This window comes from Pseudomonas sp. MWU15-20650, assembly GCF_023242475.1.
GTDB lineage: Bacteria > Pseudomonadota > Gammaproteobacteria > Pseudomonadales > Pseudomonadaceae > Aquipseudomonas.
Window position 1 is genome coordinate 1 of sequence record NZ_JALJFG010000051.1, and the last position, 15,357, is coordinate 15,357.

The 15,357-nt window shown below is 61.6% G+C and carries 17 protein-coding genes; 3 read left to right on the plus strand and 14 right to left on the minus strand.

Features of this window, described 5'->3' with window-relative positions:
- Nucleotides 1-98: 98 nt before the first annotated feature.
- The 6 genes from M5B43_RS25765 to M5B43_RS25790 form a co-directional block, all read right to left on the minus strand.
- Nucleotides 99-752, minus strand: coding sequence for an HAD family hydrolase (locus tag M5B43_RS25765; protein ID WP_248752706.1), 654 nt, complete (start codon nt 750-752; stop codon nt 99-101).
- 31 nt (nt 753-783) lie between these two features.
- A complete protein-coding gene (locus M5B43_RS25770; RefSeq protein WP_248752707.1) occupies nt 784-1,773 on the minus strand; it encodes an ABC transporter ATP-binding protein in 990 nt (329 codons plus the stop codon).
- Nucleotides 1,770-2,570 (minus strand): ABC transporter permease, encoded by an 801-nt coding sequence (locus M5B43_RS25775; protein ID WP_248752708.1) that lies wholly within the window; start codon nt 2,568-2,570, stop codon nt 1,770-1,772. Before M5B43_RS25775 ends, M5B43_RS25770 begins: the two co-directional genes overlap by 4 nt.
- Nucleotides 2,557-3,393 (minus strand): ABC transporter permease subunit, encoded by an 837-nt coding sequence (locus tag M5B43_RS25780; RefSeq protein ID WP_248752740.1) that lies wholly within the window; start codon nt 3,391-3,393, stop codon nt 2,557-2,559. Before M5B43_RS25780 ends, M5B43_RS25775 begins: the two co-directional genes overlap by 14 nt.
- Before the next feature lie 5 nt (nt 3,394-3,398).
- On the minus strand, nt 3,399-4,205 hold the full coding sequence (locus M5B43_RS25785) for an alkaline phosphatase family protein (RefSeq protein WP_248752709.1): 807 nt from the start codon (nt 4,203-4,205) through the stop codon (nt 3,399-3,401).
- 106 nt (nt 4,206-4,311) lie between these two features.
- Nucleotides 4,312-5,388 carry an ABC transporter substrate-binding protein gene (locus M5B43_RS25790; protein ID WP_248752710.1) on the minus strand — a complete coding sequence of 359 codons (1,077 nt, stop codon included), beginning with the start codon at nt 5,386-5,388 and terminating at the stop codon, nt 4,312-4,314.
- A gap of 347 nt (nt 5,389-5,735) precedes the next feature.
- On the opposite strand from M5B43_RS25790, the gene M5B43_RS25795 reads away from it, so the two are divergent.
- Nucleotides 5,736-6,449, plus strand: a complete 714-nt coding sequence (locus tag M5B43_RS25795; protein ID WP_248752711.1) for a UTRA domain-containing protein — start codon at nt 5,736-5,738, stop codon at nt 6,447-6,449.
- A 109-nt stretch (nt 6,450-6,558) separates the two neighbouring features.
- Here the strand turns inward: M5B43_RS25795 and M5B43_RS25800 are convergent, their stop codons facing one another.
- The 8 genes from M5B43_RS25800 to M5B43_RS25835 are packed head-to-tail and all read right to left on the minus strand — an operon-like array spanning nt 6,559 to nt 12,718.
- A complete protein-coding gene (locus M5B43_RS25800) occupies nt 6,559-7,515 on the minus strand; it encodes a zinc ABC transporter substrate-binding protein (RefSeq protein WP_248752712.1) in 957 nt (318 codons plus the stop codon).
- Nucleotides 7,515-8,414 (minus strand): metal ABC transporter permease, encoded by a 900-nt coding sequence (locus M5B43_RS25805; protein ID WP_248752713.1) that lies wholly within the window; start codon nt 8,412-8,414, stop codon nt 7,515-7,517. The genes M5B43_RS25800 and M5B43_RS25805 overlap by 1 nt, the downstream gene beginning before the upstream one ends.
- On the minus strand, nt 8,411-9,157 hold the full coding sequence (locus M5B43_RS25810; RefSeq protein WP_248752714.1) for a metal ABC transporter ATP-binding protein: 747 nt from the start codon (nt 9,155-9,157) through the stop codon (nt 8,411-8,413). Before M5B43_RS25810 ends, M5B43_RS25805 begins: the two co-directional genes overlap by 4 nt.
- A complete protein-coding gene (locus tag M5B43_RS25815; protein ID WP_248752715.1) occupies nt 9,154-10,074 on the minus strand; it encodes a metal ABC transporter substrate-binding protein in 921 nt (306 codons plus the stop codon). Before M5B43_RS25815 ends, M5B43_RS25810 begins: the two co-directional genes overlap by 4 nt.
- 19 nt (nt 10,075-10,093) lie before the next feature.
- The gene (locus M5B43_RS25820; RefSeq protein WP_248752716.1) at nt 10,094-10,654 is read right to left on the minus strand and encodes a DUF6162 family protein; all 561 of its coding nucleotides are present in this window, start codon (nt 10,652-10,654) and stop codon (nt 10,094-10,096) included.
- Complete coding sequence (locus M5B43_RS25825; RefSeq protein ID WP_248752717.1) at nt 10,651-10,986, minus strand: hypothetical protein; 336 nt, start codon at nt 10,984-10,986, stop codon at nt 10,651-10,653. Before M5B43_RS25825 ends, M5B43_RS25820 begins: the two co-directional genes overlap by 4 nt.
- Nucleotides 10,983-11,519, minus strand: a complete 537-nt coding sequence (locus M5B43_RS25830) for a thiamine pyrophosphate-binding protein (protein ID WP_248752718.1) — start codon at nt 11,517-11,519, stop codon at nt 10,983-10,985. The genes M5B43_RS25825 and M5B43_RS25830 overlap by 4 nt, the downstream gene beginning before the upstream one ends.
- Nucleotides 11,516-12,718 (minus strand): PepSY domain-containing protein, encoded by a 1,203-nt coding sequence (locus tag M5B43_RS25835; RefSeq protein ID WP_248752719.1) that lies wholly within the window; start codon nt 12,716-12,718, stop codon nt 11,516-11,518. The genes M5B43_RS25830 and M5B43_RS25835 overlap by 4 nt, the downstream gene beginning before the upstream one ends.
- A gap of 253 nt (nt 12,719-12,971) precedes the next feature.
- Between M5B43_RS25835 and leuC the strand changes: the two genes are divergently transcribed.
- Nucleotides 12,972-14,390, plus strand: a complete 1,419-nt coding sequence (gene leuC, locus M5B43_RS25840; RefSeq protein WP_248752720.1) for a 3-isopropylmalate dehydratase large subunit — start codon at nt 12,972-12,974, stop codon at nt 14,388-14,390.
- Nucleotides 14,387-15,001, plus strand: coding sequence for a 3-isopropylmalate dehydratase small subunit (leuD, locus tag M5B43_RS25845; protein ID WP_248752721.1), 615 nt, complete (start codon nt 14,387-14,389; stop codon nt 14,999-15,001). The genes leuC and leuD overlap by 4 nt, the downstream gene beginning before the upstream one ends.
- The last annotated feature ends 356 nt before the right edge of the window (nt 15,002-15,357 follow it).

The following is a 15,357-nucleotide window of genomic DNA, read 5'->3' on the forward strand; positions in this document are numbered from 1 at the left end:
GGGGCTTGCCCCCGATGACGGTGTGTCAGATGAAATATTCTTCACTGATCCACCGCTATCGGGAGCAAGCCCCCTCCCACATGTGGGTCTCGGTTGAATCAGACCCAGTGGTGGATCGGCCAGCCGGCCTGTTCAGCACGGTCGCGCAACACCGGATCCGGGTTCACCACCTGCGGGTGATCCACCTTCAGCAATAACGGCAAGTCGTTGCGCGAGTCCGAGTAGAAGTACGCGCCCTCCAGCGATTCGCCTTCGCGCTCCAACCATTCCAATAACCGCGTGATCTTGCCTTCGCGATAGGTCAGTACACCCACGGTACGGCCGCTGTACACGCCGTGGCTGACGTCCAGGTCAATGCCCAACACTTCATCAATACCGATACGTGCCGCAATCGGCGTGACCAGGTGAGTGCCCGATGCGGAAATCACCAGGATCCGGTCCCCGTTGGCGCGGTGCCGGGCAATGGTCTTGGTGGCGTCGCTGTAGATCAGCGGCTCGATCACGTCCTCGACCCACGGTTCCACCAGATGCTCGATTTCTTCCGGCGTGCGGCCGATCATCGGCTCCAGGCTGAAGTCCATGAAGTCTTCCATCAACAGCTTGCCCTGGCTGTAGGCGTCCATCAGTTCGTTGTTCTTGCGCATGAACGACTCAGGGTCGACCCAGCCCAGGCGGCCCATCTGTTCACTCCACAGGGTGGCGCAGTCGCCGTGGATCAGGGTGTCGTCCAAATCAAAAATTACCAATGCCATCGGTGATGCTCTCTCAATAAGTCGCTGCCTGTCAGGCTACTTCACACAGGGCATTGGGGTCGATGGAAAGTGCCAGGCGTTGGCCATCCGGGTGCAGGTCATCGGCCGAGCGGTTGAGCACATCGACCACCAACTCCACGCCGCGGGCTTCGATGCGGTAGCGAATCACGTTGCCCAGCAGGCTGTGGCTGCGCACCAGGGCGTCCAGCTCGCCGCTGCGGCTCAGTTCAATGGCTTCCGGGCGAATCGCGATGCGCCCGCTGATTGGCCGTTGCAGCAACTGGCTGGCCTTGTCGGCGTCGAGCAGGTTGTAGTTGCCGATAAAACCGGCGGCGAATACATCCACGGGCGCGGTGTAGAGCGTTTCTGCGTCACCACTCTGGACGATCTTGCCTTGGTTCATCAGGAAGATTCGGTCGGACAGGGTCAGCGCTTCTTCCTGGTCATGGGTCACGAAAATCGTGGTCAGCCCCAGCTCGCGCTGGATCTGGCGGATCTGTTCGCGCAAGTGTTTGCGAATCCGTGCATCCAGCGCCGACAGCGGTTCATCCAGCAACAGCAAGCGCGGACGGGTCACCAACGAGCGGGCGAGGGCCACGCGTTGGCATTGGCCGCCGGACATCTGGTGCGGGTAACGGCCGGCGAGGTCCTTGAGTTCCACCAGTTGCAGCACTTCCTGCACGCGCTTGTGGCTGTCGTCGGCGTTGACCTTTTGCATGCGCAGGCCGAACGCGACGTTCTGTTCCACGGTCATGTTGGGGAACAGCGCGTAGCTCTGGAACACCATGCCGATGTGGCGTTTCTGTGGGCTCAGGGGCACGATGTCCTGGCCATCCAGCAGGATTTTGCCACTGTCCACCGACGTGAGGCCGGCGATGCAACGCAGCAGGGTGGACTTACCGCAACCCGACGGGCCGAGCAGGGTGACGAACTCACCCTTGGCGATCTCGCAGTTGATATCACTGAACACCGGGGTGCCGGCGTAGCCTTTTTGCAGGTGTTGGACGCTGACGAAGCTCATTGGCTTTTGTCCTTGTTCAAGATATTGGCGGCCCAGGTCAGCACCAGCACAAAGAAGAAATAGGAGATCACGACGGCACTGGTGAAGTGGCCGCTGCTGTTGCGCATGTTGTTGAGGTACACCTGCAGGGTTTCATAGCGGGTGCCCACCAGGATGTTGGCGAACACGAACTCGCCGAACAGGAACGAGAACGACAGCAGCAGCGCCACCATCAAGCCCTTGCGCAGGTTCGGCAGCACCACCAGGATCGCCGCCTGCCAGGTGCTGGCGCCAAGCAGTTGCGAGGCATCCATCAGGTCGCGCAGGTTGATCGCTTGCAGGTTGTTGGTGATCGCGCGGTACATGAACGGCAACGCCACGGTGAAGTAGCAGCCGATCAGAATCCATGGCGTGCCCACCATCGCCAACGGCCCGGAGCCATACAGTTGCAGCAGGCCCACCGACGACACCACCGGCGGCACCGCGAAGGGCAGCAGGATCAAAATGTTCATCAGCGTGTCGAGCCTGGGGAAGTGGTAATGCACCACGAACAGCAGCGGCAGGATCAACACCACTGAGAGGATCAACGCCCCCACGCACACCAGCAAGGATTGCCCGAAGGCCATCAGAAAGCGTGGGTCGCTCCACAGTTGCACATACCATTTCACGGTAAAGCCGGCCGGCAAGATAGTGGCCGACCAACTGCTGGCAATGGAGTAGACGAAGGTGCCCACCAGCGGCAACACCAGGATCAGGAACAACAGGTACACCACGACCCGATGGTAAAGGGAGGCCGGGCCGGCTTCAGCGCGTGACATGGTAGCTCCTCTTGAGCAGCAGTTGATGGACCACGGTGACCACGGTCATCAGCGCCACCAGCACCACGGCCAGGGCGCTGGCCATGTTCGGGTCGAGGGATACATCACCGGAGACCAACCCGGCGATGCGGATCGGCAGCACGTTGAAGTTGCCGGTGGTCAGGGCATACACCGTGGCGTAGGCGCCGAGGGCGTTGGCCAGCAGGATCACGAATGTACCGAGCAAGGCCGGGGTCAGCACCGGCAGGCCGATGTGCCGCCAGAACTGCCAGCCATTGGCGCCGAGCAGGGCGGCCGATTCACGCCAGTCTTCGCGCAGCGCGTCAAAGGCTGGGTAGAGCAGCAGCACGCCGAGCGGGATCTGGAAGTAGGTGTAGAGGATGATCAAGCCGGTTTTGGAATACAGGTTGAAGTCCTGAATGATCCCGGCTTGCTTGAGCATGATGGTGATGCTGCCGTTGAACCCCAGCAGGATGATGAACGCGAAGGCCAGCGGCACGCCGGCGAAGTTGCTGGTCATGTTGGCGAACGCCGTGACGAAGTTGCGCAACGGCGAGTCCACCCGACGCAGCGAGTAGCTGCCCAGGGTGGCGATGATGATCCCGAAGACGCTGGAGTAGAAGCTGATCTCCAGGCTGAACTGGATCGCCTGCAAGTAGAACTTCGAACTGAAGATCCGGGTGAAGTTTTCCAGGCCCCAGCCGGCCTCTTCAGTTTGCAGGCTATTGATCAGTACCCACACCAAAGGGGCGATTTCGAACACGATAAAGAACAGCGCGAAGGGCACCAGGCACAGAAGGGCCAGCCATTTGCCGCGGGACATTGAATTCACTTCAGCAGCTCCCGGCACACAGGCTTGTCGTGGGGCACGCCCAGCAATTGGCAAATGGTGCCGCACAGGTCGGTCTGTTTCGGCGCGGCGTTGCTGTCCAGGCTGAACCCATCGCCGAGCACAAACAGCGGTACTTCACGTTCTTCGGGCAGCAGGCCGTTGTGGGAGCGGTCGTTGTTCATGCCGTGGTCGGCGGTCACCAGGACCTGATAGCCGGCGTCGAGCCAGCCTTGCAGGTAGTCGGCGAGGACGATGTCGGCCGAGCGTGCACTGTTGCGGTATTGCGGGGTGTCGAGGCCGTGCTTGTGGCCGGCGTCGTCGATGTTCATCGGATGCACCACCAACACGTTCGGCGCGTGCTTGAGCCGCAGGCTTTCGGCGTCGGCGAACAGGTGGGAATCGGGGTAGTGGTCATTCCAGTAGAAATGCCCGTGCTGGATCGCCAGCGCCTTGTCGTCGGTGTGACGATCACGGGCGGCGAGAAAGGGCGTGCGGTTATACAACTCGCTGACCCAATGGTAAGCCGCCGCCGCTGTGCTCAAGCCTGCGTCGGTGGCGTAATGGAAAATGCTGCGCTGGTTGGACAGGCGCGACACCTGGTTGTGCACGATACCGCTCTGGATCGGCGCTACGCCGGTCAGGATGCATTCATACAGTGGGCGGGACAGGGCGGGCAGTTCACATTCCAGTTTGTAGAGGGCTGCGCGTCCTGCGCCGACATAGGCCTGCAAGTGCCCCATGGCGTGCCTCGCAACCTCGAAATTCAGGCCGTCGAGCACGACAAGGATGACATTGTGCTTCATGGGGGCTGGGGCTCCGCTACAGATTGAGACTTGGTTCAAGTGTGGGAGGGGACAAGCCCTCTCCCACATTGGATACCCACAGTGTTTCCAAGGTGGGCAAACAGGCTTACTTCATTTCTACGATGACCTGTTCGTTCCACAGCTGCGGCAGCTTCTTGGAGGTCGCTTCCCAGGCATCGGCATCCTTGATCGGCTGCGGGTTGGCCTTGGTGTACTGCTCGCTCGGGATCAGGTTCTTGGCGATATCGGCCGGCAGTTTCAGGTCGGTTTCAGCACGGATCGGACGCGCATTGCCACGCGCCAGGTTGAGTTGGCCGGCATCGCTGAAGATGTATTCGCGGGTCAGCTTGGCGGCGTTCGGGTGCTTGGCGTATTTGTTGATGATGGTGGTGTAGCCGGATTTCACCGAGCCGTCCGATGGGATCAGCACCACGTAGTCATCCGGGGTGGCCATCTTGGCTTTGTAGCTCAGGCCGTTGAAGTCCCAGACGATACCCACTTCGACTTCGCCTTTTTCCATGGTGGCGATGGTCGGGTTGGACAGCGAGAGGCGACCTTGCTGGGCAATCTTGGTGAAGAACTGCAGGCCGGGTGCGATGTTTTTCTCGTCGCCTTTGTTGGCGATGGCAGCAGCGAGTACGGCGTTGGAGGCCTGCGCGGCGGTGCTCACGTCACCCACCGAGACTTTGTATTTGCCGGTTTGCAGGTCAGCCCAGCTGTGGGGGATCTCGGAACCGTGCAGCAGCTTCTTGTTGACGATGAAGGCGATGGTGCCGGTGTAGGCCAGGGCCCAGTGACCGTCTTTGTCTTTTGCCCAATCCGGTACCTGGGCCCAGGTGGACGGCTTGTAAGGCTGGGTGACTGCCTGCTTCACCGCAATCGGGCCGAAGGCTGCGCCGACGTCGCCGATGTCGGCGCTGGCGTTGTCTTTTTCGGCTTTGAACTTGGCGATTTCCTGGGCCGAACTCATGTCGGTGTCGATGTGCTTGAGGCCGTAGGTCTTGGCCAGGTCTTCCCAAGTGCCTTTCCAGTTGGCCCAGTCATCGGGCATGCCGACGCTGTTGATGGCGCCTTCCGCTTTCGCGGCGGCTTCGAGCGTTTTCAAATCGGTATCAGCGGCCATGGCGGCGGTGCACATGGCAATGGTCGAGCCTAACAGTGATGCCAGGAAAAGCTGTTTCATCCGAAGCTCCTTTGGGCGTTTTCAACGCGGCGGTTTTTTCTACGGTGTTGTTGGTCTAGGTCAGAGCAATACCTGAGCCAATCTAGACGCGATGGATGACAGTTTCATGTCGATGTCGTTTTTAAATCGCTTATGTCGTTAAGCGCAGGCTTAGCGTAGACCATGACCAAGTGCCCGCAGGCCAGGGACTTGGCCGATGGATTGCAAGGTGTGGAGCGGGGCGGCGGCACGGACTGTCATCTGTCGGTCATCTGTAATGCCTAGGCTGGCACACATGGGCACAAGCCCAAATACAGCACGTTTTGTGCACCTGAACGGTGCTGGTCTAGTCCAGATAGGTAACGTTGATGCGTGATGAGGCAATCAAGGCGGTGACATCCATCGGGCTGGCGCTGCAAGAGCAGATTGACCACGGCCTGTTGCCGCCGGCAAGCAAACTTCCGGCCGAGCGCAAGCTCAGCGAGTTGTTTGGTACCACTCGAATTACCGTGCGGGAAGCCTTGTTACAGCTGGAGGCCCAAGGGCAGATCTATCGTGAAGAGCGCCGTGGCTGGTTCGTCTCGCCGCCTCGGTTGGCCTACAACCTGATGCAGCGCAGCCACTTTCACGCGATGGTCACCGACCAGGGGCGAGTGGCCTCCACCGAGGTCATTTCCGCGCGGCTGCAACCGGCGTCGGCCGCGGTGTGTGCGTGGTTGCAGTTACCGGCGCTGTCCAGCGTGATCCAGATTTGCCGGGGCCGCAGGATCGATGGGCGCCTGGTGTTGTACGTCGAGCACTACTTGAACCCGCAGTATTTCCCGGGAATCCTGGCGTGCGATTTGAATCAGTCCATGACCGAACTCTATGCGCGCAAGTACGACCTGCACTACGGGCGCGTGCGTTTTGAGATCGTACCGACTTCATTGCAGGTGGAAGCCGCCGCTGCGTTGCGGGTGTCGGTAGGCAGCCCGGGCTTGCGCATCGCCCGGGTCAACTATGACCAGCACCAGCGCTTGATCGATTGCGACCTGGAGTTCTGGCGGCATGATGCGATTCATGTGGGCGTGGATGTGGTGTGAGAGGCGAATCAACATGTGGGGGGCTTGCTCCCGATGGCGGTGGGCCAGCCACTGATGCGTCTACTGATACGCCTTCATCGGGAGCAAGCCCCTTCCCACAGGTGATGTGTCAGTCAATTGAGATCGCCTTGATCACCTGATCCACATTGGTTTCCAGCTCCGATACCGGGTCCGCACCGTCGACGTTCAACACCAGCAGCGTTGAGCCGCCCGCCGCGATAGCGGCCTTCACCGCTTCACTCGGCTGACGGTGATGCAGCACCACGGCCACATCGTCGTCTTTCAAGCGGGCGCTCAATTGCTGCAGGGCTTGAGGTGTCCACTCGGTATCGGGGCGTGCATCGGTGCTCAGCACTTCCAGGTTCAAGCTGCTGACCAGATAGGCAAAGTGGTCGCTCAAGCTGACCACGCTCAGGTTATCTGCCTTGGCCAACCGTGCCTCGCTGTCGGCGCTAAGCTTGAGCAGGCGCTGCTTGAGTGCGGCCAGGTTGGTGTCGATCCGCGCTTTGGCGTTGGGTGCCAGGCGGCTCAGGTCAGCGGCTATCACATCGGCCATGCGTCCCATATTGTTGCTCGATTGCCAGGGTTGGCTGTTCAGGCCATCGGTGGTGCCTGGCTGCACGGCGATCCCCGGCAAACCGCCATCTACCGGGCGCGCGGCGTCCACTTCGACGATACGGATATTGCTGCGGCGCGCCACCGGGTACAGCGGGTCGTCAGCCCACAGGGAGCGCATGCCGATGGCGGCGTCGGCGTCCCGCGCCAACTGGCTCAATGCCGGGGCGCCACGGCCGGTGAAGTAGGACACCTGACGCGAACCCGGCAGGTTGGCCGGCGCGGCGCGTTCAAGCCGTACATCCGTGCCCTTGAGCAGCACGTCGGCCAGGCCATAGGTGATCGGCAGCGACGCCAATACGGTGACCGGCTTTTTTGCCTTGGTCAGGGCGGCGTGGCCGAGTCCTGGGTTGACTTTGAAATCCTTGGGATTGAAACCGTCGACAGCCAGGGCCGAGGGGCTGATCAAACAGGCGATGGCCAAGGCCATTGGGCGAAAGACAGGGCGCATTATCCAAGACTCCCTTTGAGGCTGGGCACGGTGCCGCGTGCAATGGCGGCAAAGGCGAAGGCGATACCGGCGACGAGAATGATCGCCGCTCCGGACGGGATAGGCAGGTCGAAGACGATTGGCAGCACAATCCCGCACAAGGTGCTGACGGTGGCGATCACCACCGAGCCCCAGAAGAAGCCCTTGAGCGATTGGCTCAACAGGCGTGCCGCCGCGGCTGGAATCACCAGCAGCGCACCGACCAGGATCGCACCGATGACCTTGACCGCCGCTACGGTGATCAGCGTCACCAGGATCACGAACAGGTAGTCCAGGGTCTTCACTGCCACGCCGCGCACCGCCGCCAGTTGCGGGTTGAAACTGGCGAGCATGATGCGGTTGTACAAGGGCAATGCCAGGGCCATCACCAGCGAACCGACCACCGCCAGTACCAGCAAGTCGTTGCCGTTGACGGTCAGTACCGAACCAAACAGCACGTTCTCCAGAATGTGCACGTTGATCTTGCCCGCCAGGATCAGCAGCAGGCTCGCCCCCAACGCCAGGGACACCGACAGGAACACGCCGATCAAGGTATCGGGGGTCAGGCCGGTGCGGTTACGCAGGTAGTTGAGCAGGATGCCGAACAGCAGGCAGTAACCGAACAGCGAGCCGTAGGGCCCGGTATAAGGCTCACCGAGCAAAATACCCACGGCCACGCCGGTCAACGCGGCATGCCCGACCGCTTCGGAGAAAAACGCAAAGCGCTTGACCACCACCAGCGTGCCCAGGCCGCCCAATACCGGGCCGATCAATAAACCGGCGAGCAGGGCATTGACCACAAATCCATAGGCCAGTGCCTGCGGCAGATAACCGGCAGAGGCCCAGCCCTGGACCATCAAGCGAAAGGCTTCATAACTCATTGCGCCGGGCTCCGAGGGTGGGTGGAAAACAGGTTCAACAGGCGCTCCGGAGTCAGCGCTGCTTTGGGCGTGGCGTCGAACAACACGCGGCGGTTCAGGCCGGTGACACGGTCGGCCAAGCGGCCAACGGCTTCCAGGTCGTGTTCGATCCACAGCACGGTGATGCCGGCCAGGCGCCAATCATTGAGCAGCCGTTCGAAGACCTGGATGCCCGCTTCATCGAGGGCCGACATCGGTTCATCCAGCACCAGCAATTGTGGTGGTGGGATCAGGCCCTGGGCCAGCAACACGCGCTGGCGCTCGCCACCGGACAACGCGCCCATGCGGCGCTGGCGTTTGTCCTGCATGCCCACGCGCGCCAGCGCGTCGCCAATCGCGGTGGTGTAGTGCCGGGACAGGCCGAGAAACGCCGGGCGCCGTTGACACATGGCCGCCATGAAATCATCGACGGTCATGGGCAAGCCCCGGTCGAACTCCAGCGCCTGGGGGACATACCCGACGATGCCGGGCGCGCCCGGCCATTGCAGGCTCAACCGGCCCTGGTGCGGTGTTTGCCCCAGCAGGGTCTTGATCAGCGAGCTCTTGCCGCCGCCATTCGGGCCGACCAATGCGTGGATACTGCCCGGCTGCACCTGGAAGCTCACATTGTCCAGGATCAAGGTACGACCCAAGGTCAGTGAAACGCTGTCGAAGTCGAGGGTCGGGCCGACGCTGGCGATTGTCAGTTGCTGCGCCGCCGTCATGCTCCCGACTCCTGGATCGCCCGCACCACGGTGTTGAGGTTGCCGGTCATTTCCACTTCATACTTTTGCGGTGTGTATTCACCGTAGGAAATATGCGACAGCGGGTACAGCTTGACCCCGGCTTCACGCTGGATGGTCTCGACGTAGGTGGACGGGAAATCCATTTCCGAGAAGATCACCTTCACGTCCAGGGCGCGCAGCTCATCGATGGTCTTCTTCAGCTGGCTGGGGCTCGGCTCGATACCGTGGGCCGGCTCGACCACTGCCGTGACTTCCAGGCCGAATTCGCGCAGCAGGTAGTCGTAGGCGGCGTGCACCGTGGCCACGCGCAGGTCAGGGTTGGGCGCCTGGGTCAACTTGGCCAGGGCATCGGCGCGCATCTGGCGCAGGCGTTTGCCGTAGGCGCGGGCGTTCTGCGTGTAGGTCTTGGCGTTGTCCGGGTCGAGCTTGCCCAGTTCGCGGGCAATGTTGTTGACCTGAGCGATCGACGCGCTGATCGACAGGAAGGTGTGCGGGTTGACCACTTTGCCCGCGCCACGCGCTGCATTGCCGGTGGCGGCCAGCAGCGGCACGTTGGCGTTGGCTTCGATCACCGCAATGTCCGGGCGCTCGCTGGTGGCGATCATGCGGTCGGCGAAGTCGTCATGGCCGACGCCGTTGAGCACGATCACATCCAGGGTACCGATGCGCTTGATGTCGTCGGCGCGTGGCTCATAGGCGTGGGGGTTGAAACCGGCGGGAATCAGCGGCACCACCTCGGCCTTGTCGCCGACGATATTGGCCACGTAGCTGTAGTAAGGATGCAGGGTGATACCGATACGCAGGCGTTTAGCCGCCTCGGCATTCGCCAGTGGGGCGAGCATCACGCTGAACAGGCCAACCAGCAACAGGCGCAGCAGGGGAGATGAAATAGACATGGGCAATCGGTCTTCTCGTTCAGTGGCGGTGCTGGCGGGTCACACCGGCATCGAATTGCGTGACCACCTGCCGCCAGCCGGTGGCGATCAGCGTCGGGTCGGTGAGGTCGGTAGGCACGGCCAGGTTGGCTTGGCGGTTGAGCCAGATGTCCGGCTCGGCCCCCCGTACTCGCATCAGCAGGGAGCCGCTGGCGCTGGGCGTCTGGCTTACGCCCAAATAGGCTGAAGGTTCCAGCACCTGCCAGCGATGGTCGCCACGGCTGACCGAACTGGCGTCTTGGGCAAACGGTGCGAAGCCTTCTTCGGCCAATTGCTCTGGCGTCGGCAATGTGTGTTGCTCCTGCTGTAACAGCTGGATCTCATCCAGGGTCACTCGCAAGTCGGCGTAGATGCCTTGTTCGGCAGCACTCAGGTCACGGCGAGCATCCAGTTGGTGGCTGGGCACGGCGACGACTTCCTGGGTTTCACTGTGCAGCGCGACCACTGCGCTTGCGACCGCCAGGATGATCAGGCACAGCAGCAGAACATAGAGGGTTTCATGACCGGCGCCGGCAGGGCGTACAACCTGTGTCGTACTCATTGCGGCTGGATATCCGCTTGGTCGATTTCAACCACGTGGCCGGGGCCCGCATCAAACAGCACATAGAACTCGGCGGACGGCTTCTTGAAGGTCACGGTCGAATCCTGGCCGAGCTTGCCCGGCAGCAGAATGGTCTCGTCATAGCCGATCACGTCCAGGGTCACGCCCGGGGCGCCGCTGCCGTCGGAGAAGCCACCGGTGCACTGGATTTGCTCGCCGGGGATTTCCTTGCATTCACACATCGGGTTATGGGCCAGGGCCGTGCTACTGAAAGCGGCGCAGAACAGCAGCGCGGCATAGACGCGGGCGTGGGGCTGGCGTATCAACATCATGGTTTGACTCCTTGCTTGTTCAGCCAGGCAATGGTGGCAGGCGAGGCTTGGCTCAGCGGGATGGAACCCTGGTGCATCGTGCCGTCCCAGCCTTCCATGGTGACCCACAGTTCGGCGTCGGCCGGCGTGCGTTCAGGCACCGGCAGCAGCGCACCCATGCGGTAGGGGGTACCGAAGAAAATCACCCCGGCGGCGCGCAGGCTGCGTGGTTTGCCGATACGCAGGTAGGTCGCCTTGACCTGGTCAATACAGTCGGCGCACAGGGCTGCGTTGAACAGCTTCATCGGGCCGGCCGGGTCGGGGCGTGGGCCTTCGTTACGAAATTCAGCGAGGGTCAGGCTCCAGGGGCCCACCTGCACGTCGCCGGCGACGCGCTCGCCAATGCCGGTGTCGCCGCGAAACAGCGCGGCTTCGGAGAAATACCTGGGCATGAACCCCAGCGGCACCAGCAACAGCAGAACGTTGATGTGGAAGCGCCATTTGAGCCAGAAGGCCCGCAGGGGCGAAGTCGGTATCGCCGTGGCCTTGCTCATCGGTGGGTCTCCGAGGTTTCAGCCGGCAGGGCTGGGGCAGGAACCGTCGCGCGTTGCGTCTTGGCCTCGCGCTTGAGGGCGTTGAGGGTGGCCAGGGCCGTGCGTTTGGTCCAGATCAGCAAGCCGCTCAACACCATCATGCTCAGCACCAGGCCGAAGAACGCCCAGATCAACTTGATCCACAAACCGCCAAAGTCACCGGTATGCAGCGGGCGCATGGATTCGGTGACGAACTCCAGCGGGGTGCGGTCGGACAGCAAGTGCGAGACGGCAATTTCTCCGTTATAGGGGTTCAGTTGCGCGGTCTGGAACATCAACGGGTACCACCCCCGCCCGCCGACCTGCAAATGGCTGTAGGCGTTGAGTGGCAGGAACGCAAAGGTGGCCTCCAGCCCCGGGATGCGTTGGGTGGCGATCCTGATCGCTTCGTCGAGAGGGATCATCGGCGCGGGAACGCCGGGCGCTGACAGCGGCACCTTTTCTCGGGCAATCACCGGCACGATGGGCTCGCTGGAGATGGAAATCTGGTTGTCACCCAGGATCGCCTGGATCAGGAACCAAGTGCCGGTGATGGAAATCACCGCGATAAACCAGATCGACCAGATACCGCTGAGGCGGTGGAAGTCACCCCAGAAGATTCGCGCGCCGTGGCGGATGCGCAGGGTGGGCTTGAGAAAGCCTTTCCAGAAACGCTTGTACACCACCAGCCCCGTGACCAGTGAGGCCAGCAACGGCAAACCGAGCAGCGACACCAGGTACCAGCCCCAACTGTAGCCATGGGTAAACGGCACCAGCCACCAGCCATGCAGGGCACGGGTGAATTGCTTGAAGTCGAATGCTGGGCTGACGCCCTGGATGGCCCCGGTGTACGGGTTGACATAGACCTCTGCCGAGCGGCCGTCCGGGTAGCTGAGGTCGACACTCAGCGCGAAGTGCGTTTCATCCGGGCGGATGATGGACCGCACGATGGCCCGGGGTTCGTCGCGCCGGATGGCGGCGAGCACCTGGTCAAAGCTCAGCACCTGGGCGTCATCCGACGGCTTGCTCGCACGGATATCCGGGTTGGCCAGCCAGACGATTTCCTGGCTGACCACCGCCAGGGTGCCGGTGACGCAGACGATCAGCACAAAGAACCAGATGGGCAGCGCCAACCAGCTGTGGACGAGAAACCAGAGTTTTGAGCGTGACTTCTTCGACATGTGAATGCGGGTCTTGATCGGAGGGGGCGAAGGAGGCCCGGAAAAGGCCGGTCGTAGCTTTTGCTGACGCGACGGGCTGTATCTAAGTTAAGACGGATGAGACGGGCAAATCCCTAAGCGGGAAATGAAAGTAAATGTTTCGACGTGTCTGGATCGAACACGAAACATGTTCCATGCCATCACCCAGTCGCCATTGATGGGGGCGGGAGGCTCCGTAGGATGGGCGTATACCGTTGAGCGAGGCTTATGAAAAATGACTGCCAGAACCCTCTACGACAAACACATCGACGCCCATACGGTGTGCGCCCTGGATGATCAGGGGCATGTCCTGCTGTATATCGACCGCCAGGTGATCAATGAGTACACCAGCCCCCAGGCGTTCAGTGGCTTGCGCGAGGCCGGGCGCAGAGTGTGGCGCCCCGGCACGGCGCTGGCGGTGGTCGACCATGTGAACCCCACCACGCCCGAGCGCATTGCGACGATGCCCGATGCGGGCGGCGCGCGGCAGGTGTCGTACCTGGCGCAGAACTGTCGGGATTTCGGCATTGAGCTGCTGGATATCCTCGACAAGCGCCAAGGCATTGAACACGTCATCGCCCCGGAGCAAGGCTTTATCCTGCCGGGCATGGTGATTGCCGCCGGGGACAGCCACACCACGACTTATGGTGCCCTGGGCGCATTCGGCTTCGGGATCGGCACCTCGGAAATCGAGCACCTGCTGGCCTCCCAGACCCTGGTCTACAAACGCCTGAAAACCATGCGGGTGAGCGTCGAAGGCGCGTTGGCCCCAGGGCTGACGTCCAAGGACGTGATCATGGCGTTGATCGGCCAGATTGGCGCGTCTGGCGCCACCGGCTATGCCATGGAGTTTCGGGGTTCCACCGTCGACGCATTGAGTGTCGAAGCGCGCATGACCCTCTGCAACATGGCGGTAGAAGCCGGCGCGCGGGGCGCCTTTATGGCACCGGATGAAAAAGTCTTCGCCTACCTCAAGGGCAAGCCTCGCGCGCCCCAGGGCGAGCTGTGGGAAAAAGCGTTGCTGCAATGGCGCAAGCTGCACAGCGACGACGGCGCAGTGTTTGACCGGGAAGTACAGTTGGACGCCACCGCCCTGGAGCCCATGGTCACCTGGGGCACCAGCCCCGACCAGGCCGCCGCCATCGGCGCCCGTGTGCCCGACCCGCAGGGCGTCAGCGACCTGATCCTGCGCCAGGACATGCAGCGTGCGCTCACGTACATGGGCCTGGAGGTGGGCATGCCGTTGAGCGATATCGTGATCAGCCATGCGTTTATCGGCTCCTGCACCAATGCCCGTATCGAAGACTTGCGTGACGCCGCCCGTGTGGTGCGCGGCAAACGCGTGGCCGAGCATGTCCGCGCGATGATCGTCCCCGGCTCCACTGAAGTGCGTGACCAGGCCGAAGCCGAAGGCCTGGCGGCGATTTTTATCGACGCGGGTTTCGAATGGCGCCAGTCAGGCTGCTCGATGTGCCTGGCGATGAACGATGACGTGCTGGCCCCCGGCGACCGCTGCGCCTCCAGCACCAACCGCAACTTCGAAGGCCGCCAAGGGGCGGGCGCACGCACTCACCTGATGAGCCCGGCGATGGTCGCCGCTGCGGCCATCACCGGTCGGCTCACCGACATTCGCCACTTTGGAGAGCACCCATGAGCCTGCAACCCTTCACCCAGGTTACCGGCAAGGCGGCGCCGATGCTCGCGGCCAATATCGACACCGACGTGATCATGCCCAAGCAGTTTCTCAAGGGTATTGACCGCAGCGGCTTGGACCGTGGGCTGTTTTTCGACCTGCGTTTCCTCGCGTCCGGTGCGCCCAACCCCGCGTTCGTGCTCAATCAGCCGGCGTGGCAAGGCGCTCGCTTTATGGTGGTGGGGCCGAATTTCGGCTGTGGTTCCAGCCGTGAGCATGCGGTGTGGGGCCTGAAGCAGATGGGCATTCGTGCGCTGATCGGTAGCAGCTTCGCCGGCATCTTCTATGACAATTGCCAGCGTAACGGTGTGTTGTTGATCACCCTGGAAGAGGCGGTGGCGCACGCGCTTGGGCAAACCGTCAGCGCGCCTGAACACGCGCAGATCAGTGTGGACCTTGAGGCACAACAGATTCGCTTGGCAGAGGGTCAGGTGATTGCGTTCCAGATCGACACCCTGCGCAAGACAGCGCTGCTGCTGGGCCTGGATGCGATTGGCAGCACGCTGCAGCGCCGCGAAGCGATCCAGGCATTTGAACGCCGACACTTGGCCGCCAACCCCTGGCTCAGCTGACGGGCATTACGTCGTTATATAAGTAGTCACGCAGCGCCCTCTATTTAAAGGAGGGCGTTGTTGTGAGGGCTATTTATTTTTTAAATAAAAGTGTTGAAAAGTTGGCGTTTTCAGTGATTGCGGGGACCGGTTTGGTTAAGGGCGGTCATTCCAGGGGACGTGCAAGGCTATTGGGTTGACAGCGTGGAGACCATCGTATTAAGTGGGGCGTGCTTGGAAAGCCAACAGATGATAAAAAGGGATTTTATTTTATGTGCGCTCTTATTGTTCCGCTCCTGTCAATACATGAATTTGTAGTTAAACCTCTGTGCTACCGAATATTAAGTTAATGACTTAATCGGACGCGGCCGGCTGTC